Consider the following 20,194-nt stretch of genomic DNA (forward strand, 5'->3'; position numbering starts at 1 on the left):
CGCCGTGTCGACCCCTGCCGCCGCCCCAACCGCGCCTGCCCGCAAACGGCCCAAGTGGCTAACCGGCCGCTTCGGCGTCATTGCCCTGCCCTACGGCTGGCTGCTGGTCTTTTTCCTGCTGCCCTTCCTGATCCTGGTCAACTTCAGCGTGTCCGAAATGGGCGCGGTGGTGGCCAAGGACCTGGTCAGCTACAAGGACGGCCTGCTGACGCTGACGCTGAAATTCGGCAACTACGTCTTCATCACCGAAGACGAGCTGTACTGGATGACCTACGTCGCCAGCCTGAAGTACGCGGCCATCACCGCCGTGCTGTGCCTGCTGATCGGCTACCCGTTCGCCTACTTCATGGCCCGCGCCAAGAGCACGCTGCAGCCCACGCTGCTGATGCTGGTGATGCTGCCGTTCTGGACCTCGTTCCTGCTGCGCGTCTACGCCTGGAAAGGCCTGCTGAGCGAACACGGCTGGGTCTCGGACTTCCTCATCGGCACCGGGCTCGATCAGGTGCTGGCCTGGGCCCACCTGATCCCCGCGCCGGGCAAGCTGATGAACACGCCGTTCTCGCTGGTGCTGGGCATGGTCTACACCTACGTGCCCTTCATGATCCTGCCGCTGTACTCCAACCTCTCGAAGATGGACGTGCGGCTGCTGGAAGCAGCGGCCGACCTGGGTGCCACCGCCTGGGTCGCGTTCTGGAAGATCACGGTGCCGCTGTCCAAGGCCGGCATCATCGCCGGCACGATGCTGGTGTTCATCCCCTGCGTCGGCGAGTTCGTCATTCCCGAACTGCTGGGCGGCCCCGAGACGCTGATGATCGGCCGCGTGGTGTGGGACGAGTTCTTCTCGAACAACGACTGGCCCATGGCCTCCAGCGTGGCCGTGGTGATGATCCTCTTGATCATCGTGCCGCTGGCCTTCTTCAGCAAATACCAGGCAGAAGCCCAGGAGGCCCGCTGATGCTGCGCACCTCTCCTGCTTTCAACCGCGGCTTCGGCCGCGCCTGGCTGGTCCTCGGCTACGCCTTCCTGTACCTGCCCATCCTGGCGCTGGTGCTGTTCTCGTTCAACGACTCGCCGGTGGCCAACGTCTGGCGCGGCTTCACGCTGAAGTGGTACAGCGCGCTGGCCCGCGACGGCGAGATGCTCAGCGGCCTGTGGCTGTCGGCCAAGATCGCGTTTTTCACCGCCTGCGGCTCGGTCATCCTGGGTACCTTCGCGGCCTTCGCGCTGGTCAAGTACAAGCGCTTCTTCGGCCGCACGCTGTTCTCCGGCATGGTCAACGCGCCACTGGTGATGCCCGAGGTCGTGGTCGGCCTGTCGCTGCTGCTGATGCTGGTTTCGGTGCAGCGCATCACCGGCTTTCCCGAGCGCGGCGCCAGCACCATCTGGCTGGGCCATTTGCTGCTGGGCATGGCCTACGCCACGGTGGTGGTGCAGGCCCGGTTGCAGGAGCTGAACCCCTCGCTGGAAGAGGCTGCGATGGACCTGGGCGCCCGCCCGCGCCAGGTGTTCTTCCTGGTCACGCTGCCGATGATCTCGCAGGCGCTGATGTCGGCCTGGCTGCTGACCTTCACGCTGTCGCTGGACGACGTGGTGCTGTCGGCCTTCCTGTCCGGCCCCGGCTCCACCACCATGCCGCTGGTGATCTTCTCGCGTGCCCGGCTGGGGCTGAACCCCAGCGTCAATGCGGTGGCCACCTTGATCGTGCTGGTGGTCTCCATCGGCGTGATCGCGGCCAGCTACCTGATCGCCCGAGGCGAGCGCCGCCGCCAGCAGGAGATGGCCGCCGCGGCGCGCAACTGAACCTTTGCTTTTTTCGCCGGTTGGCCGCTGCCTGAGGAGGCATGCCAGCGCGGCCCGGATCGGTCCCACCCGGACCTGCAGCTCACGTCGAAAACCCAGATAGAAGGAATCCACGATGAACGTTCTCCGCCCCTCCCTGCTGGTGCTCGCACTGGCCGCTGCCTTCCCGGCAATGGCGCAGTCCAACGAGGAACTGCTGAAGGAACTGCAAGCCCTGAAGGCCCGCATCGGCCAGCTGGAAGCCAAGCTGGGCGCCACGCCGGCGCCGGCTGCGCCTGCCACGCAGCCGCAATGGGGCATGACGCCCGAGCAGGCGGCCGAGTTCAACCGCATTGCCGCCAAGACTGAAGCCATCCAGGACAACCTGCAGGACAAAGGCTTCATGGGCCTGAAGATCTCCGGCTACATCGAGCCCACCTACGTCTGGAATCAGCGCCAGAACCGGGCAGGCTTCCAGTTCCTGAACCAGCAGTCCGACGGCTACGCCTACGACACCTCGTACTTCGGCGCCGCCTCCATCGACTTCCTGAAGGAAACCGACAGCGGCACCATCTGGCACCTGACGCTGGCCCCGAACCGCGGCGTGGGCGCGGCCATCGACGGCGCCAGCATCGTGCAGGAAGCCAGCGTCTCGGTCGCGCTGACCGACCAAAACACCCGCTTCATCGCTGGCCAGATCCCAGACTGGTCCGGCTACGAGTACCAGCAGCCCACGCTGAACCCGCTGACCAGCCACAACCTGCTGTATGACTTCACGCTGCCTGTCGGCTACACCGGTGCCGGCCTGGACTTGAAGGACGGCAAGTGGTGGGTGCGCACCGCCATCGCCAACCTGAACGCGCCTGTCCACCAGGCGGGCGACAAGTCCGCCGTGTGGGCGCTGCGGCTGGACTACGCCAAGGGCGAGTACGACGGTTGGGGCTTTGCCAGCGTGGTCGGCAAGACCCCGAACTTCAACACCGGCACCAACACGATGTCCTTCATCGCCGAGGCGGATGGCTACTTCACCCGCGGCGACCTGACGCTGCAGGGCCAGCTCGCCTATGGCCAGCAGAAGGAAGGCGCCATCACGCCGGCGGCCGATGGCAGCTGGCGCGACTCGCGCTGGTTTGGCGCTTCCGGCCTGGTCGGCTTCATGTTCACGCCGCGCCTGCAGGGCCTGGTGCGCGCCGACTACATCTACAACCGCAAGAACGGCGGCGGCCTGTTCGGCTACAACGGCTACTCCGGTGCCGACGAAAACGGCGACCTGGCCTATGGCAACGACGGCCGCAACGGCCTGGGCCCGGACCTGAGCGGCGACCTGGACAAGGGTGCCAACCGCTACGCTGTGACCATCGGCGGCAAGTACGCGGTCGACACGGCCACCACCGTGAAGCTGGAATACCGCCTGGACGGCGCCGACCGCCCGGTCTTCGAAGACGTGCGCAACGGCACGTTCAAGAAGACCAACAACATGATCGCCACCTCGGTCGTCGTCGCGTTCTAAGCTGCACAGAGCGCAGGGCGAACACACCGCCTCGCGCCTGCAAGCCATACAAAGGCGGACCACCGCCTTGCCTGCAGGGCCGCTGACTTGGCAGAAAGCCGACGGCGGCCCTTTCTTTCTCGACACTCCGGAGACTTCAGATGAGCACCCCCATCAACTGGACCGAACGCGCCACCTCGCTGCAGTTCGACGGCCGCGCCGTGATCAACGGCCAACGGGTCGCCGCTTTGGATGGCCAGACCTTCGCCAAGCACTCGCCCGTGGACAACCGCCTGCTCGGCGCCGTCGCCCGCGGCCAGGCGGCCGACATCGACGCCGCCGTGAAGGCCGCCCGCGCCGCCTTCGACGACCGCCGCTGGGCCGGCCAGCCACCCGCCGCGCGCAAGAAGGTGCTGCAGCGCTTCGCCGAGAAGATCCTGGCCGCCGGTGAAGAACTGGCGCTGCTGGAGACGCTGGACATGGGCAAGCCGGTGCAGTATTCGCTGGGCGTGGACGTGTCGGCCACCGCCCGCTGCATTGCCTGGTACGGCGAAGCCGTGGACAAGGTCTACGACGAGATCGCCCCGACCGGCGACAGCGCGCTGGCCCTCATCACCCGCGAAGCCATGGGCGTGATCGGCGCCATCGTGCCCTGGAACTACCCGATGATCATGGCCGCCTGGAAGCTGGGCCCGGCCCTGGCCGCCGGCAATTCCGTCGTGCTCAAGCCCAGCGAAAAGAGCCCGTACACCGCCGCCCGCCTGGCCGAACTGGCCGTTGAAGCCGGCCTGCCGCCAGGCGTGTTCAACGTCGTGCCTGGCTACGGCCACGAGGCCGGCGAAGCGCTGGCGCTGCACATGGACGTGGACGCCATCGGCTTCACCGGCTCGACCCGCGTGGGCCGCCGCATGCTGGACTACGCAGGCCGTTCCAACCTCAAGCGCGTCTACAACGAGCTGGGCGGCAAGTCCGCCTTCCTGGTGTTCGAAGACTTCAAGGACATCGCCCGCGCCGCGCAAACCGTTGCCGGCAGCATGTTCTTCAACCAGGGCGAAAGCTGCAACGCACCCTCGCGCGTGCTGGTGCACGACAGCGTGGCCGACGAGTTCGTCAAGCTGGTGGCTACCGAGGCGCCGAAGTACGCCGCGGGCGATCCGCTGAGCGGCAAGGCCGAGCTGGGCGCGCTGGTCGATGAAACCCAGATGCGCACCGTGCTCGGCTACATCGACGCCGGCAACACCGAAGGCGCACGCTGCGTGGCCGGCGGCCGCCAGGCGCGCAGCGAAACCGGTGGCTACTACGTCGAGCCCACGGTGTTCGACGGCGTGACCAACGACATGAAGATCGCCCGCGAGGAAATCTTCGGCCCGGTGATGAGCATCATCCGCTTCAAGACCGAAGCCGAGGCCGTGGCCATGGCCAATGCCTCCAGCTACGGCCTGCAGGCCAGCGTGTGGAGCGACAGCCTGAACCGCGCCCACCGCGTGTCCCGTGCGCTGCGAGCCGGCACCGTGCACGTCAACCAGTACGACGAAGACGACATCACCGTGCCCTTCGGTGGCTACAAGCAGAGCGGCAACGGCCGCGACAAGTCGCTGCACGCGTTCGACAAGTACACCGAACTGAAGACGACCTGGATCCGCCTTGACTGACCTCCACCAGCGCCTTGCCACGCAGGGCGTTCACACGCTGATCGCCCAGTTCGCAGACGTGCACGGCACGGCCAAGGGCAAGTACGTGCCCTTGGCGCATCTGGACGATCTGCTCAAGACGGGCGCTGGCTTTGCCGGCCCGTCCATCTGGGGCACGGCCTTGCCGCGCACTGGTGCGCGGGCCGAGTACTACGCGCGGCCGACCGAGGACAACATCCAGGCGCTGCCGTGGATGCCCGGCTACGCGCTGGCCACCAGCAGCGGTTTCGTCGACAACCAGCCTTTCGAGGCCTGCCCACGCCAGGTGTTGCAGCGCGCCACTGGGCGGCTGGCCGAACGCGGTTGGAGGCTGAAGACCGGCATCGAGCCGGAGTTCTTCCTGCTGAAAGCAAAGGACGGCCGCTGGCTGCCGGCAGATGATGCGGACCGTCTGGACAAACCCAGCTACGACCTGAAGTCCATGCCGCGCCAGGCCGCCTTCCTGCAGGCGCTTGGCCAGGCGCTGACCGACGCCGGGCTGGACGTGTTGCAGCTGGACCACGAAGACGCCCACGGCCAGTACGAGGTCAACTTCGCGTTCGACGAAGCGCTGGCCAGTGCCGATCACCTGATGCTGTTCAAGCTCGCCGCGCACACGCTGGCCGAGCAGCACGGCACCGTGTTCTCGATGATGCCCAAGCCGTTTGCGAACCAGCCGGGCAGCGGGCTGCACTTCCATGTGTCGCTGTGGGATGAGGCGAACCGCTGCGTGTTTGCGCCGGTGGCGGACGAGCCCGGCGCGCTGCTCTCGCCGCTGGCGCGCCACTTCATTGGTGGCGTGCTGGCGCATTCGGCAGCGCTGTGCGCGCTGGCCGCCCCCACGGTCAACAGCTACAAGCGGCTGGTGGTCGGCGAGTCGCTTTCAGGCACCAGTTGGGCGCCGGCCTACGTTGCGCACGGGCCGAACAACCGCACCGCGGTCGTCCGCACCCTGCCCGGCCGTTTCGAATGGCGGCTGCCGGACGCCAGCGCGAACCCGTACCTGGCAACGGCTGCGCTGATCGCCGCCGGGCTGGACGGCATCGATCGCCAGCTGGACCCGGGCCCGGACTGCACCGAGGACTTGTTCGCGCTGTCGCTGGGCGAGATCCGCGCGCGTGGCATCGCGCTGCTGCCGCAGTCGCTGGACGAAGCAGCCGACGCGCTGGCGGCAGACGAGATCGTCTGCGCTGCGCTGGGCCCGGTGCTGAGCGCAGAGTTCATCCGGCTGAAGAAAGCCGAGTGGCTGGCCTACGCCCGCCACGTCAGCGACTGGGAACTGCAGCGCTACGCGACGATGTTCTGATCGCCGCGAAGCGCGACGCGATGCAGCCTCACTTGATCGTGCTGAGGTAGGCGATCAGGTCCGCCCGCTCCTTGGCGTCTGGCAAGCCGTCGAACTTCATCTTGCCGCCGGGCACGGCCTTCTTGGGCAGGGTCAGGTAGGCGTCCAGCTGTTCCTGCGTCCAGGCGATGCCGCTGGCTTTCAGCGCGTCCGAATAGGCGAAGTCCGGCAGGGCGGCCGCCTTGCGCTGGAAGCTGCCAAACAGCGACGGGCCCTTCTTGTTGCGCCCTTCCTTCACGCTGTGGCACTCGGCGCAGTTTTCGGCGTACAGCTTGCCGCCCACCGCCATGTCGCCAGCGGCCCGGGCGGCCGGCAGCATGGCGGCCAGCGCCAGCATCGCGGCCGGCGCCGCCCATGAGGAGAGATGTCGGGTCATGTTGGCGGCTCTCACGTCAGAAACTGGTCCAGGCGAACAGGAACAGCGTGTTGTTGTCCGAAGCCTTGCGGCCGCTGCCGTCGTAGTTGCGGGCGGCACCGTTGTACTCGCTGTAGGCGGTGTACTGCGCACCCAGCCGCAGGTTGGCCCACGGCGCCAGCCACGAACCTTCCTTGCCCCAGGGCGTCCAGTCGGCCTGGAAGGTGGTGCCCTGGGTGTTGGGCTTGTTGTGCGCGTTGGCGCTGTACAGCGTGGCGTCGCTGTCGCCCGTGGTCAGGAAGCGGCCGACCGAGAAGCCCCAGGTCTGCAGCCAGGTGTACGAGGCATTGAGCTTGGTTTCGCGCAGGTAGCCACCGGCATGGCTGGCCTCGCCGGCTGCGAGCATCGCGTCGCGGCTCTGGCGCTCCCAGATGTGGCTGCCCTGCACGGTGAAGATGTGGTCCCGCGTGCCCAGGAACTGGTACTGCGCGTCCACGCCCAGGTCGTGATAGCGGTTGGTTGGCCCACCTGACAGGCGGTCAGGCTGGATGCCGGCATTGAAGCCGAACACACCCGCCGACCAGGCCTGGCGCTTCAGGTCCTTGAACCAGGCCAGGCGCCAGTAGGCGGTGTTGCCGGCCACGCGGCCAGGGTCGTCCGCAGTGCCCAGGCTCATGCGCTCCTGCGCAGTGCGCGAGAGGCCGCGGTAGGCGCCCAGCTCGGCATACCAGCTGTTGTCGTAGAAGGCATAGCCGGTGAGGCCCAGCACATGCTGCTCCAGCCCGCCATTGATCAGCGTGCCGGTCTCCACGCCGCCGAAGCCCAGCGGCGAGCCGGCATACGGGAAGCTCCACACCGGCAGGGTGTTGAACGGGTCCTGCACGCCGGGGTTGTTGTTCAACGTGGCGCCCAGGATCAGGTCCTTGCCGCCAATGTCGGTGACGTGTGCAAAGCGCAGGTCCATCTGGTCCAGCGAGCTGCTCTTGCCCACGCCGTCGTAGGTGATCTGCATGAACGAGCCCAGCTGGTCGGCCAGCTTGCCGGCGATGAACAGTGAGGCTTCGTCCAGCGTGCGGTTGTCGTTCAGGCGCGAGCCCGGCGCGGGCGCTTCGGCCTGGTCCTTGCCGGTGTGGGTGAACGAGCCCACCACCATCCCGGACAGCGGCACCTTGCCGGACTGGCCGTCGGTATCCGTGTAGCCGCCCATCTTGAACTTCACGCCAAACGGCGTGAGCTGCGGGCCGAAGCCGCCCACGTGGCAGGCCACGCAGTCCTGCCCGGTCTGGCGGGCATAGCTGGGCACCGCCTGGCTGCTGCCGGCGGCCATCAGCCCTGCAGCCAGGCCCAGCAAGGCCGCGCAGCGGCGAAACGAACTTAACAAGGTCATGGAGACTCCCGGAGGTCAGGCAAAAGATGGGGTGGCCTCGGCCTGCGCCGAGGCATGAAGGTGTGCAGTTCGCGCCGACTGCGCAGCCGGGCGCTCAGCTGCGAGCGCGCGCCCAGGGCCACATGGCGCGCAGCACGCCGTCACGCAGCGCCAGGTGGTGCCACAGCGCCGCGGCAGCATGGGCGCCAACCATGGCGGCCAGGATCCAGGCCAGCGTGCCGTGCCAGTCTTCCAGCGTGTCGGCGAGATCGGGGTCAGGCGCCAGCAAGGTGGGCAGCGTGCCCAGCAGTGGCAGCACCACCGGCTTGCCGGCGGCATTGGTGAGGGCCCAGCCGAGCAGCGGCAAACCCAGCAGGAAGACATAGAGCAAGCCGTGGATGCCCGAGGCCAGCCAGACCTGCCAGCGCGGCCGATCGGGCAGCACTTCCTGCAGTCGCCAACGGCTGCGCATCACCAGCCGAGTCAGTGCGAGGGCCCAGACGAGCAGTCCCATGACCCGGTGCAGTTGCAGCCAGGTCGCGCGCACCGCCTTCTCATCGATCAATTCCCGGCCGAGCACCAGCGCGAAGACGGCCAGCAAGGCCAGCGCGGAAAGCCAATGGGCAGCCGCCAGCGGACGAGGTTGGCGCGCCAGCGGTGCCGCGGCGGCCCGCTGTTCGGAAGACGGAAAGGCCATGCAGGACCCCTGAATCGGACAGAAGCCCTAGGCTAAGAGGGGCCGCCCTTCAAAAGCCTGACAGTCGCGCCTGCCGCAGGAATGACTCAGTCGTGCAGCGGCGGGAATTCCAGCCGCACCCGCAGGCCGCCCGCGGGCCCGGTCTCGCCCAGCGCCAGCGTGGCCCCGTGCCGCAAGGCCACTTCGCGCACGATGGCCAGGCCCAGGCCAGATCCGCCCCGGGCTGCGCCAGGCGCCTGGTAGAAGCGTTCCAGCACCCGCTCGCGTTCCTCGGCGGGGATGCCGGGGCCATCGTCTTCCACCACCAGCCAGGCGCCACCGCCCTGCGCCACGCCGCAGCTGGCGGTGACGCGGCCACCGGCAGGCGCATGGCGGATGGCGTTGTGGACCAGGTTGCCGATCAGCTCGTGCAGCATCCAGGCCGAACCCTGCACGGGCGCCGAAGCGGCGTCGAAGCCCAGGTCGATGCCGGCCTGCAGCGCCGGGTCCAGCCAGATCGAGGCGTCGTCTTCCAGCAGGTCGCGCAAGTCCACGCGATGGAAGGCTTCGGGCACTGCGGCCTCAGGGGCCGAGCGGGCCAGGGCCAGCATCTGCTGGGTGGAACGCGCCATGCGCTGCAGCGCGCCCGTCACCGCGGCGAGCCGGCTGCGTTGTTCCGGTGTTGCCTCCTTGCCGATCAGCTCCACCTGGGTCTGCACGCCAGCCAAGGGCGTGCGCAGCTGATGCGCGGCCTGCGACAGGAAGGCCTGCTGCGCCTGCGCCGCGGCGCGCACATGCGACATCAGCCGGTTCAGCGCCGCCACCAGCGGGCGCAGCTCCGCGGGCAGCGTGGCCTCGGGCAAGGCGCCCAGATCGTCCGGCGAGCGCTGCCCCACGGCCTCGCTGAGCCGGTCCAGCGGCCGCATCGCCGCGTCCACGCCCAGCCACACCAGCGCCAGCGTCAGGCCCAGCAGGACCAGGTTGGGCATCAGCGTGCCGAGCAGCACCTGCCGGGTCTGCGCCTGGCGGCGCTCGGTGGTTTCGGCCACCACCACCATCACCGGCCCCAGCGCCGAAGGGTGAGGAAAGCTGATCACCCGCACATCGTGGTGGTCCCAGCGCCGGTCGGTGTAGCGTGGCTGGTCGCGCTCGTCGCGTTCCACCAGCGCCGCCTGCGCCGGGTCCCCGCTGATCACGCCACCGTGCTCGTCCAGCACCAGCGCATACAGCCTGTCCTGGCCGTCAACCCGCTGCATCGCCTGCACGGTGCGGCTCAGGTGCAGGCCCAGGTCGTCGTCCCGGGCGTCGTCGGCATCCACGTCCAGCCGTGTGGCCAGCGCGATCGCCACGCGGCGCAGTGCCAGGTCCTGGTTGTCGCGCGCCCGGTTCAGGGCGCTTCGATAGTCATATGCCGCGCTGAGCACCAGCACCACCAGCAGCGGCCACCACAGCAGCCTCAGCAGGCGGCCGCGCAGGCTGCGCGGAGAGGCGGGCCGCAGATTCATTCGGTGTCCATGCGGTAGCCCACGCCACGCACGGTGCGGATCGAGACGCCGCTGCCGGCCAGCTTGTTGCGAACGCGCGAGACGTAGATCTCGACCGCGTTGTCGGTGATCTCCTTGTCCCAGCAACTCAGGCTGTCGGCCAGCTTGCGCTTGGGCAACACCCGCGGCATGGCCAGCATCAGCGCCAGCAGCAGGTCCCACTCGCGGCCGGTCAAGGCCAGCGGTGCATCGGCCAGCGTGGCCTCGTGGGTGGCAATGTCCAGCAGCAGCGGCCCGGCGGCCACCCGCGAGCTGGCGGCGGACTGGCTGCGGCGGATCAGCGCCTGCACGCGGGCCAGCAACTCGGGCAGCAGGAAGGGCTTGATCAGGTAGTCGTCGGCCCCATCGTTCAGGCCGCGCACCCGGTCTTCCAGGCCGTCGCGCGCGGTCAGCATCAGGATGGGCACCTTGTTGCCGCTGGCGCGCACCCGGCGCAGCAAGGCCAGGCCGTCCATGCCCGGCAGCCCGATGTCGAGGATGACCAGGTCGTGCACGCCGTGGGCCAGCGCGTCGAGCGCGGGCTCTGCCGCTTCCAGGTGGTCCATCTCCATGCCGGCCTGGCCCAAGGCCTCGCGCAGGCCCGCGGGCAGCAGTTCGTCGTCTTCCACCAGCAAGATGCGCATGCCCGGCATCCTATTCCTCCGGCCGCAGGCGCCGCCTTGGCCTGGGTTAACCTGCCGCGCATGTTCCTGAAGTTACCTGTGCGCGCGCTGGCGTACGCCAGCCTGGCGTCCAGCATGGTCCTGGTGGGCAGCTATGTGGGCCTGTCGAAATCCCTGGTCGCCGTCTTTCCCGTGTTCCTGCTGGCCTGGCTTCGCTTTGGCATTGCCGCCGTGGCCATGGCCGGTTGGGTGCGGCGCCCGCACGCCGAGCAGCGGCTGAGCCGGGGCGACCGCAAGCTGCTGTTCTTCGAGAGCTTCCTGGGCAACTTCCTGTTTTCGATCTGCATGCTGTTCGGCGTGCAGGCCACCTCGGCGGTGGCGGCCGGCGTGGTGATGGCGGGCATCCCGGCAGCGGTGGCGCTGCTGTCGCGCTTCTGGCTGGGCGAGAAGCTGCAGTCGCGGGTGATGGCCGGCATTGCCTGCGCGGTGGCCGGCATTGCGCTGCTGGCGCTGGCGCGCGGCAGCCAGCCGGCGCAGCAGGCGCCCTGGTGGGGCTACGCGCTGCTGCTGGGCGCGGTGTTCTGCGAGGCCTGCTACGTGGTCATCGGCAAGCGGCTGACGGCCCAGGTCTCGCCCAAGCGCATCAGCGCGCTGATCAACCTCTGGGGCCTGGTGCTGGTCACGCCGCTGGGCTTGTGGCAGGCGATGCGTTTTGACTTCGCCGGCGTGGCGGCTTCGGCCTGGGGCCTGCTGCTGTTTTACGCGGTGGCTGCCAGCATGGTCACCGTGTGGCTGTGGATGGTCGGGCTGCGCCATGTGCCGGCCCAGCAGGCGGGGGTGTTCAGCGTGATGCTGCCGCTTGCCGCCACCGCGGTCGGCGTGTTGTGGCTGGGCGAGTCGCTGGGCCTTGCCCAGGCACTGGCCCTGGGCCTGGCGCTGGCTGGCCTGCTGCTGGCGACCTGGCCAGGGTCTTCCCCAGGTAGTCGCCAGCCCGCGGGGTGAGGAAACCTGACTGTCAACATTGACAGCTGTGTTCTCCCAGCATGCTCTGCTGTAATAAGGCATGACTTCTACGGGTGCTAGCGCAACACCCAACACCTTGAACGCCAGGTCCGACCCAAGCCTGCAGCCCACTTCGCTGGCCGGCTGGCTGGCCAGCCACAGGGAGCGCCGCATGGCGCTGTCCCTGCTGTGCATTTGCGCGCTGCTGTTCGCTTGCGCGGTGCCGTTTGCGAAGGAGCCGCTGGGGCAGCTCTGGCCCTTCATCCCGGCCTATGAGGCGGCGCTCGTCGTCACCGACCTGATCACCTTCGTGCTGCTGCTGGGCCAGTTCCGGCTGACCCGCTCGCGTGCACTGCTGGTGCTGGCCTGCGGCTACCTGTTCACTGCCAGCATCACCACGCTGCATGCCTTGACCTACCCCGGCGTGTTCAGCCCCGCCGGCCTGCTCGGTGCGGGGCGCCACACCACGGCCTGGATCTACATGTTCTGGCACGGCGGCTTTCCGCTCTATGTGCTGGCCTACGCGCTGCTGCGCGGCAGCCGGCGGGAGGCCTTGCCGCATGGCCGCTCACCGCTGCTGGCCAGCCTGGCAGGCTCTGGCCTCGCACTGCTGGCGGCCGGCCTGGCTGTTGCATGGACCACGCTGGGCCAGGACAGCCTGCCCGCGCTGATGACCGATCAACACAGCTACCTCTCCAGCCTCACGCTGGTCGTCAGCACCGTCTGGCTGATCTGCCTGGTCACACTGGGCACGCTGATCTGGCAGCGCCGTCCGCTCACCGTGCTGGACCTGTGGCTGGTCGTGGTGATGGCGGTATGGCTGCTGGACGTGGGGCTGTCGGCGCTGTTCAACGCGGCCCGCTTCGACCTGGGCTTTTACGCCGGCCGCATCTTCGGCCTGATGGGGGCCAGCTTCGTGCTGGGCCGGTTGCTGCTTGAAAGCAATGTGCTCTACACCAAGCTGGCCCATGCCCATGACCGCATGCGCAGGCGCAGCGCCGAGCTGAACGCCTTGACCGAGCAGCTGCAGGCGGCCAACGCACAGCTGGCCGCGGGCAACCGGCAGCTGGAAGAACAAAGCCGCTTCAAGTCGGATTTCCTGGCCAACATGGCGCACGAGCTGCGCACGCCGCTGAACGCGGTGATCGGGTTCTCCGAGATGCTGAAGGCCAGCATGGCCGGGCCCTTGAGTGACCGGCAGCGCACCTTCGCCACCCACATCTTCCAGAGCGGCCACCACCTGCTGGCGCTGATCAACGACATCCTGGACCTGTCCAAGATCGAGGCCGGCAAGGTCGACATCGAGCTGGAAGCGGTGCCGCTGCAGGCCTTGCTGACCGAAACCCTGGCGATGGTCGATGAACGCGCCCGCGCCCGCCAGGTCAGGCTGCTGCTGGCCAAGCCCGGCCCGCTGGGCATGCTGCAGGCCGACCGCCGCCGGCTCAAGCAGCTGCTGCTGAACCTGCTGTCCAACGCGATCAAGTTCAGCCCCGATGGTGGCCAGGTCAGCGTGCAGGTGCAGTGGGCCGACGCCGACCGCGCCAGCAGCGCCCTGCCCGGCTTCCGCGAAGGCCTGCGCATGCAGCCGCCGGTGCAGACCGAGGCCGCTCCCGCGCGCCCTGCGCGCTATGTCGAGATCTCGGTCACCGACAGCGGCATCGGCATCAGCGCCGCCGACCTGCACAAACTGTTCAAGCCCTTCACCCAGATCGCCAACTCGGTGACCCGCCAAGCCGAGGGCACCGGCCTGGGCCTGGTGATGGTGCACCGGCTGGTGGAGCTGCACAACGGCATGATCGCCGTGACCAGCGAGGCCGGTCGTGGCAGCTGTTTCACCGTCTGGCTGCCGTTGCGGGACGAGACGGCCCATGCGGCGCAGCAAGCCTGGGCGCCTGGAAGCAATCGGTCCAGCGACACGGTTCACCGGCTGGCACTGGTGGTGGAAGACAACGCCGATGCCGCGGCGCTGATGCGCGTGCAGCTGGAGGAACAGGGCTTCGAGGTGCGCTGGGTCCATTCAGCCGAAGAGGCGCTGACGCTGGCCGCCGAATGCACGCCGGACCTGATCACGCTGGACATCATGCTGCCCGGCATGGACGGCTGGCAATTCCTGGCCCACATGCGCACGCTGCCGGCCTGGGCCAGCGTGCCTGTGGTGGTCGTCTCGGTCGTGGCCGACCATGGCCGCGGCTATTCACTGGGCGCCGCGTTGGTGCTGCAAAAGCCGATTGCGCGTGACGCGCTGGCCCGAGGCCTGGAGCGCATGGGCCTGGCGGTAGACGCCGAGCGCAAGGCCACGGTGCTGGTGGTGGACGACGACCCCATCGCCGTCGAGCGACTGGCTGGACAGCTGCGCCAGCGTGGCTGCGTGGTGCTGCGCGCGCTGGGCGGGCAGGAAGGCATCGAACTGGCGCAGCGCTTCCGGCCGGACCTGATCGCACTGGACCTGGCCATGCCCGAGGTCAGCGGCTTCGACGTGGCCGAGGCATTGAAGAACCACCCGGCCACGCGGCACATCCCGATCGTTGCGGTGACCGCGGGCGACCTGAGCCTGGCCGACCGGCAACAACTCAACGGCCGCATCCAGGGCCTGGTGACCCACGCCGACTTCGCGCATGGCGAGTTTGTCGGGGAAGTGCAGCGGGCCTTGGCCCGGCCGGCACTGTAGAGGTTCTGCCGCGGTTGCTGGGCTTCGACAGGCTCAGCCCGAACGGTGGGTGCTATCCGAACGGGGGACTTTGAACCGTTCGCCCTGAGCCTGTCGAAGGGTAGCGATGAGCATCCACAGCCCCCGCCGCTCAAACAAAACCCAAGGACCTTGCGCTGCCGTAGTTCACCAGGTTCGGCAGGATCTTGTCGAGCTGCGCGTCCTTTGCGCCGAACCAGTGCAGCAAGGTGGCGGCGTACTGGTCCACAGAACTGCTGGGGATCCAGCGGCCTTGCAATTCCCAGCTGTCCACGCCCACGTCGTCCGGTCCGCCCAGCACCAGCTCCGGATACCGGCCATAGGCCTGGCCGCCCTTCACTGCCCCGCCCAGCACCAGCTGATGGTTGCCCCAGGCATGGTCGGTACCCGAACTTGCGTTCGGCGCGAAGGTGCGGCCGAAATCGCTTTGCGTGAAGGTGGTGACCTTGGGGCCCAGGCCGATGGCGGTGATGGCCGTCTGGAAGGCCGCGAGCGCCACGGCCAGCGTCTTCATCAGGCCGGCGTGCGTGCCGTCCAGCGAAGTCTGGCCGATCTGGCCGTTGTGGTTGTCGAAGCCGCCCTGGGTCACGAAGAAGATCTGGCGATTGCCCTGCACCACGGCATTCTGCGCAATCAGCCGGGCCGTCTGGTACAGCTGGGCAGCCAGCGGTTCGCTGACCACGCCGTTGACCATCAGCGCCGCGAATGCGCTGTCCACCGCCGGCACCGAGTTCGCGTCGCCCGGCTTGGAGGCGACCAGCGTGCCCAGTCGCTGCGAAACCTCGAAGGCATCGCGCTGCTGGCTGCTGTAGGCATCGCGCAGGCCCACGCCGCTGGTCTGCGCGTACAGCGCGTCGATGGCCGCCTTGCGCAGCGCGTTGGGCTCCCACGTGAGGTCCGAGGGCTGCAGGCCGTAGGCACCGAAGACGTTGCCTGCCGTGGGCAGCACCAGTGGCGTGCGGGTGTCTTCCACGCCGAAGCGGCCGTTGCTGCCAATGGCAATCACCGGGTTGATGGTCTTCAGGACCTGCGAGCTGCGGCCGCCCCAGCCGGTGCGGTAGTCCGAGTCGCCGGTGCCGGTTTCCCACAGGGCCTGCTGGTCGGAGTGGGAGAACAGGCTGTCGGGAATCAGCGAAGAGCCTTCGGGCTCGGCGCGGTACTGGTCCTTGGTGAGCGGGCCCACCAGCGGGCCGACGTTGACCACAGGCGCCAACTGGCCCTTGGCCCACCAGGGCTGCAGCGCGGCCATGGCTGGGTGCAGGCCGTAGTCGCTGCCGGTCAGCGCCACCAGCTGATCCTTGGGCAGCGCCAGCTTGCCGCGCACGCCAGCGTACTGGTTGTAGCGGCTGGTGTCGCTGGGCACGACCATGTTCATGCCGTCGTTGCCGCCATAGAGGAAGACGCAGACCAGTGCCTTGTAGTCGGCCGCATAGGCCGGGCCCATGCTCAGCAGGTTGGCCACGCTGCCGGCGCCCAGCGATGCAGCCAGCATGCCGCCGGAGCGGCGCAGCCATTGGCGGCGGGCGGGAGAAAAGGAATCGTGATGATCGTGCGACATGGGGATGTTTCCGGATCGTTGACGGGGCCGGCTCACAGGGCCACCTGGTAGTCGGGCGAGGCCATGATCAGGTAGGCGGCAGCGCGCACACGCTTGGACTGCCAGTTCTGGCTGTCGCGCTGCGAGGTCCACCAGCCCACGGCGTCGATCACCTTCTGCCGCGGCGTGGCGGCCAGCGGCTGGCCCAGCATCACCAGCGACATGCGGTCGACCAAGGCGGTGGCATCAGATGCGCTGGTGAGGAAGGCATCGACCTTGATCTTGGTGCCGATGGCGTTCGGGATCGTCGCGTCCGGCGTCGAACCGTCCCAGTCGAACAGGTAGGTCAGGTAGTTCAGGCGGTTCAGTGCGCCATTGGCGTTGTGGATGCCGAACTCCGGGCCGACCAGCTTGCTCGTGCCGGCCACCGGGTAGCGCGGTGGGTAGTAGCTGAACACCGAGGGCGGGTTGAACATGTGCTGCTTGAGCGACTCGCCCCACCACCAACTGAGCGACGCGCCGTCGCTGAAACCGTTCATCACGCGCAGCGCGCTGGTGAAGAACAGCGCGGGCGAGCGCAGCTTGCCGCCATTGGCCGGGTTGACCGTGGTGTCGCGCGCTTCCGGGTCCAGCAGCACCGCGGCCACGGTGGCGGCCAGGTCGCCCTTCACGCCGGCGCCGAAGCTGATGGTCTTGTCGCCATCCACGTACTTGAACTTGCCGTTGTTGAAGGCGGTGGCCACGTGCTGCACGTACAGCGGCGTCGGGTTGCTGCTGACGAGTTGCTGGATCAGCTGCTTGGCCAGGAAGGGGCCGATGTTGGCGTGGCCCATCACGCTGTCGAGCACGCGTTCCAGCGCGGTCGCGGCGTCGGCGCCTGCCGGCACGGCCACACCGCCCAGCAGCGTGCGGGCGCTGCTGTTGCGCAGCGCCGGGGCCGGCACCATGTCGCCGCCGTAGTACTGGCAATTCGCGCCGGTGGGCCAGCAGCCCCAGCTGGCGCTGCCGCCCACCGGGTAGGTCCAGCCGGTCAGGGCAAAGGCGTAGTTGCGCACCATGTCGTTGTCATAGACCGGCTGGCACTTGCCGCCCACGTAGTTGCCGTTTTTCTGCAGCTGGCAGGTGCCCAGCGAAAACAGCTGCAGCATCTCGCGCGCGAAGTTCTCGTTCGGTGCGGTGGGCGAGTTGTTGACGTGGTCCAGGTAGTCACCCATCACCGGCGACAGCACGACCTTGCGCAGCACGTCGCGGTAGTTGCCGAAGGCCAGCGTCAGGAAGTTGTTCTGGTAATTGCGAATGCCGTAGGTGCCGCTGACCTCGTAGCCGCTGACCACCAGGATCTGGTGCAGCGCCAGCGCCACACGCTGGCGCAGCTGGTCCGTCTGGCCGGTGGCGTTGCGGTAGAAGTCCCAGATCAGCGGGTCGGTCGAGTAGTAGTCGCGCCAGCAGTTCGGGTTGCCGGACTGGGCCGGCTGGTCGCAAAAGCTGACCTCGCTGACGTTCTTGTGGATCGCATCGCCGTTGGCAGCACCCGAGGTGTAGCGCGAGCTGGAAAGCGCCATCTGGTCCTTCAACCAGCCCGGCAACCCGCGGCTCTGCAGCGTGGTGATGAGGGCCTCGTTGGCGCCCATCGTCGCCTGCTGGGCGAAGCGCACCGCGTCCAGCTGCGAAGGCGCGGTCAGCTGCGAAACGGCCAGCGCGCTGCGGCGGGCTTCGGCAGCAGCTGCCTCGTTCGAACTGCCCTCGCTGGCACTGCCGCCGCAGCCGGCGAGCCCCCAGCTGATGGCGACGGCACCGAGGACGGCGCTGGCGCGGCGCCATGGCAACTTGGAAAGCGCAGGCGAGCGCCGGCACACGCTGGCGTCTACGCCAGCGTGGCGAACAGGAGTCGGCATGTCAAAGTCCCTTCGGGCCGTGCAAAGCAGCCCGTTGTCAGTGGCAAGGTAGGCGGGTCAGGTCACCGGAAAAGCAAACCCGGGCAACAGACAAAATTCTGCCGGGGTCGCCTTCGGGAAGCTGTGAGCAGTTGATGCGCCGATCGCATCAACTGCCCCGCCAATCAGCAGTTTCTGTGCCGTAAGGAAACTGACGATTTATGTCAGGCCACCAGAACCTCACGGCCCCGTGCTGCCCAGCACGCGGCCTGCAATGCCTTGCAGCTTCGCCACCATCGCCGGGTCGCGCACCGCAGGCGCGGTGATCAGCGCGTGGTCCAGTGCCCGTCGGCAGGCGCATCCCGCGCCGTGGCTGTCGCCGGTGATCTGGCCGGTCAGTGCGGCGACCAGCGAGCGTGCCGTGTCGGCGTTGCCCAGCAGCACCTTGACGATGGCGTCCACCGTCACGCTGTCGTGCTGCGGATGCCAGCAGTCGAAATCCGTCACCATCGCCACCGAGGCATAACAAAGCTCGGCCTCGCGCGCCAGCTTGGCCTCTGGCTGGTTGGTCATGCCGATCACGTCGCAGTTCCAGCTGCGGTACATGCGGCTTTCGGCCAGCGTGGAGAACTGCGGACCTTCCATCGCCAGGTAGGTGCCGCCATCCGCATGCGGCACGCCTTGCGCCGCCAGTTGCGCCAGCACATGCCGGCCCAGCCGGTGGCAGGTCGGCCTGGCCATCGCCACGTGCGCCACCAGGCCGGTGCCGAAGAAGGACGATGCCCGGCCCACGGTGCGGTCGATGAACTGGTCCACCACCACGAAGGTGCCCGGCGGCAGGTCCGCCCGCAGCCCGCCCACCGCGCTGACCGACAGCACGTCGGTCACGCCCAATTGCTTCAGCGCCGCGATGTTGGCCCGGTAGTTGACCTCGCCCGGCGGCACGCGGTGGCCGCGGCCGTGGCGCGGCAGGAAGACGAGTTGCGCGCCGTTCAGGCGGCCGGCCAGCAATTGGTCAGAGGGCGCCCCCCAGGGCGTGTCGACCGTGACCCAAGCGGTGTCCGTCAGGCCAGGCAGCTCGTAGAGCCCGCTGCCACCGAGCACGCCGAGCACCTGAGCGGTCATGCGGCCTCCGTGGCCAATTCCGGATGTGCAATGCGCAGCACTGCCTCTGGCGTTTCGCCCTTGAGCTTGTGGTCCGACCACACCTGCCGCCAGCGGCGCGCGCCCGGCGTGCCGTTCCACAGTCCCAGCATGTGGCGGGCAATGTGCGCCCACGGCGTGCCGGCTTCAGCATGGCGCTCGGCCATGTACAGCGCCATCGCGCGTTCGATGTCGATGCGGTCGCGCTCGGCTGCCGCTTCGCCGAAGAAGCGCCGGTCCCAGTCGGCCATCACCCAGGGGTTGTGATAAGCCTCGCGGCCGATCATCACGCCGTCCACGAACTGCAGCTGATGGGCGATCTCATCCGAGGTTTTCACGCCGCCATTCAGCACGATGGTCAGCTGCGGAAACTCGCGCTTGAGCTGGTGCACCAGTTCATAGCGCAGCGGCGGAATCTCGCGGTTTTCCTTCGGGCTCAGGCCCTTGAGCCAGGCATTGCGCGCATGCACGATGAACACCTCGCAGCCGGCCTCGGCCACGGTGCCCACGAAGTCGCGCACAAACGCATAGCTCTCTTCCTTGTCGATGCCAATGCGGTGCTTGACCGTGACCGGCAGCGCCGCCTCACCCGCCCGCCGCGGCTGGGCCGCCTCCACCATCGCCCGCACGCAGTCCGCAACCAGCGGCGCCTCGGCCATCAGGCAGGCACCAAACGCGCCGCGCTGCACCCGCTCGCTGGGGCAACCACAGTTCAGGTTCACCTCCTGGTAGCCCCACTGCCGCGCCAGCTCGGTGCTGTATGCCAGCTCGCCCGGCTCACTGCCCCCCAGCTGCAAGGCCAGCGGCTGCTCCGCCGCATCAAAGTCCAGGTGCCGCGGCTGGTCCCCATGCCGCAAAGCCCCGGTTGTCACCATCTCGGTGTAGAGCCGGGTGTGGCGGGTCAGCAGCCGATGGAAGACCCGGCAATGCCTATCGGTCCAGTCCATCATGGGCGCCACCGAGAGGCGCCAGGGGCTGTGAGTTGCGCCGGGCTCGGCGCTGGTGTCGCGGTTCGTCATGTGGGTGTGATTATCCAAGCAACGCCTCGGCGCACTCGGCCTGGCTCGACTTGCCCGAGGCGAATGCCCGGTTTCGCGGGCTCGTGGCCCGTGCGTGCGCAGATGAC

The 20,194-nt window shown here is 68.2% G+C and carries 16 protein-coding genes; 7 read left to right on the plus strand and 9 right to left on the minus strand.

What is annotated here, in order from left to right:
• The first annotated feature begins 4 nt into the window (after positions 1 to 4).
• From LRH25_RS21215 to glnT, 5 genes are all read left to right on the plus strand, one after another.
• Complete coding sequence (locus tag LRH25_RS21215) at positions 5 to 955, plus strand: ABC transporter permease (protein WP_141285506.1); 951 nt, start codon at positions 5 to 7, stop codon at positions 953 to 955.
• A complete protein-coding gene (locus tag LRH25_RS21220) occupies positions 955 to 1,800 on the plus strand; it encodes an ABC transporter permease (protein WP_141285508.1) in 846 nt (281 codons plus the stop codon). The genes LRH25_RS21215 and LRH25_RS21220 overlap by 1 nt, the downstream gene beginning before the upstream one ends.
• A 115-nt stretch (positions 1,801 to 1,915) precedes the next feature.
• Positions 1,916 to 3,289, plus strand: a complete 1,374-nt coding sequence (locus LRH25_RS21225; RefSeq protein WP_141285510.1) for a DUF3138 family protein — start codon at positions 1,916 to 1,918, stop codon at positions 3,287 to 3,289.
• A gap of 140 nt (positions 3,290 to 3,429) precedes the next feature.
• Positions 3,430 to 4,920, plus strand: coding sequence for an aldehyde dehydrogenase (locus LRH25_RS21230; RefSeq protein ID WP_231012167.1), 1,491 nt, complete (start codon positions 3,430 to 3,432; stop codon positions 4,918 to 4,920).
• Entirely contained in the window at positions 4,913 to 6,244 is a 1,332-nt protein-coding gene (gene glnT / locus LRH25_RS21235) for a type III glutamate--ammonia ligase (protein ID WP_141289258.1), read from the plus strand. The genes LRH25_RS21230 and glnT overlap by 8 nt, the downstream gene beginning before the upstream one ends.
• 28 nt (positions 6,245 to 6,272) lie before the next feature.
• Here the strand turns inward: glnT and LRH25_RS21240 are convergent, their stop codons facing one another.
• From LRH25_RS21240 to LRH25_RS21260, 5 genes are all read right to left on the minus strand, one after another.
• Positions 6,273 to 6,659, minus strand: a complete 387-nt coding sequence (locus tag LRH25_RS21240; protein WP_141289257.1) for a c-type cytochrome — start codon at positions 6,657 to 6,659, stop codon at positions 6,273 to 6,275.
• Between the two features lie 16 nt (positions 6,660 to 6,675).
• Positions 6,676 to 8,025: a cytochrome C gene (locus LRH25_RS21245; RefSeq protein WP_141289256.1), complete on the minus strand. Its 1,350-nt coding sequence runs from the start codon at positions 8,023 to 8,025 to the stop codon at positions 6,676 to 6,678.
• 94 nt (positions 8,026 to 8,119) lie between these two features.
• Positions 8,120 to 8,701, minus strand: coding sequence for a cytochrome b (locus LRH25_RS21250; RefSeq protein ID WP_141289255.1), 582 nt, complete (start codon positions 8,699 to 8,701; stop codon positions 8,120 to 8,122).
• An 86-nt stretch (positions 8,702 to 8,787) separates the two neighbouring features.
• The gene (locus LRH25_RS21255; protein ID WP_231012169.1) at positions 8,788 to 10,185 is read right to left on the minus strand and encodes a sensor histidine kinase; all 1,398 of its coding nucleotides are present in this window, start codon (positions 10,183 to 10,185) and stop codon (positions 8,788 to 8,790) included.
• On the minus strand, positions 10,182 to 10,847 hold the full coding sequence (locus LRH25_RS21260) for a response regulator (RefSeq protein WP_141291784.1): 666 nt from the start codon (positions 10,845 to 10,847) through the stop codon (positions 10,182 to 10,184). The genes LRH25_RS21255 and LRH25_RS21260 overlap by 4 nt, the downstream gene beginning before the upstream one ends.
• Positions 10,848 to 10,907: 60 nt before the next feature.
• On the opposite strand from LRH25_RS21260, the gene LRH25_RS21265 reads away from it, so the two are divergent.
• Positions 10,908 to 11,828: a DMT family transporter gene (locus LRH25_RS21265; RefSeq protein WP_231012171.1), complete on the plus strand. Its 921-nt coding sequence runs from the start codon at positions 10,908 to 10,910 to the stop codon at positions 11,826 to 11,828.
• 97 nt (positions 11,829 to 11,925) lie between these two features.
• Positions 11,926 to 14,496 carry a response regulator gene (locus LRH25_RS21270; RefSeq protein ID WP_170200770.1) on the plus strand — a complete coding sequence of 857 codons (2,571 nt, stop codon included), beginning with the start codon at positions 11,926 to 11,928 and terminating at the stop codon, positions 14,494 to 14,496.
• Positions 14,497 to 14,626: 130 nt separating this feature from the next.
• On the opposite strand, the gene LRH25_RS21275 is transcribed toward LRH25_RS21270, so the two are convergent.
• The 4 genes from LRH25_RS21275 to dusA all read right to left on the minus strand — a co-directional run bounded on the left by LRH25_RS21275 (position 14,627) and on the right by dusA (position 20,087).
• A complete protein-coding gene (locus LRH25_RS21275; RefSeq protein ID WP_141286169.1) occupies positions 14,627 to 16,072 on the minus strand; it encodes a DUF1501 domain-containing protein in 1,446 nt (481 codons plus the stop codon).
• 32 nt (positions 16,073 to 16,104) lie between these two features.
• Positions 16,105 to 17,946 (minus strand): DUF1800 domain-containing protein, encoded by a 1,842-nt coding sequence (locus LRH25_RS21280; RefSeq protein WP_141286171.1) that lies wholly within the window; start codon positions 17,944 to 17,946, stop codon positions 16,105 to 16,107.
• A gap of 219 nt (positions 17,947 to 18,165) precedes the next feature.
• Positions 18,166 to 19,050 (minus strand): S-methyl-5'-thioadenosine phosphorylase, encoded by an 885-nt coding sequence (locus tag LRH25_RS21285; RefSeq protein WP_141286173.1) that lies wholly within the window; start codon positions 19,048 to 19,050, stop codon positions 18,166 to 18,168.
• A complete protein-coding gene (dusA, locus tag LRH25_RS21290; protein WP_141286175.1) occupies positions 19,047 to 20,087 on the minus strand; it encodes a tRNA dihydrouridine(20/20a) synthase DusA in 1,041 nt (346 codons plus the stop codon). Before dusA ends, LRH25_RS21285 begins: the two co-directional genes overlap by 4 nt.
• Positions 20,088 to 20,194: the final 107 nt, after the last annotated feature.

The sequence above is a fragment of the Ideonella azotifigens genome, assembly GCF_021043325.1.
Classification (GTDB): Bacteria; Pseudomonadota; Gammaproteobacteria; order Burkholderiales; family Burkholderiaceae_C; genus Ideonella; species Ideonella azotifigens.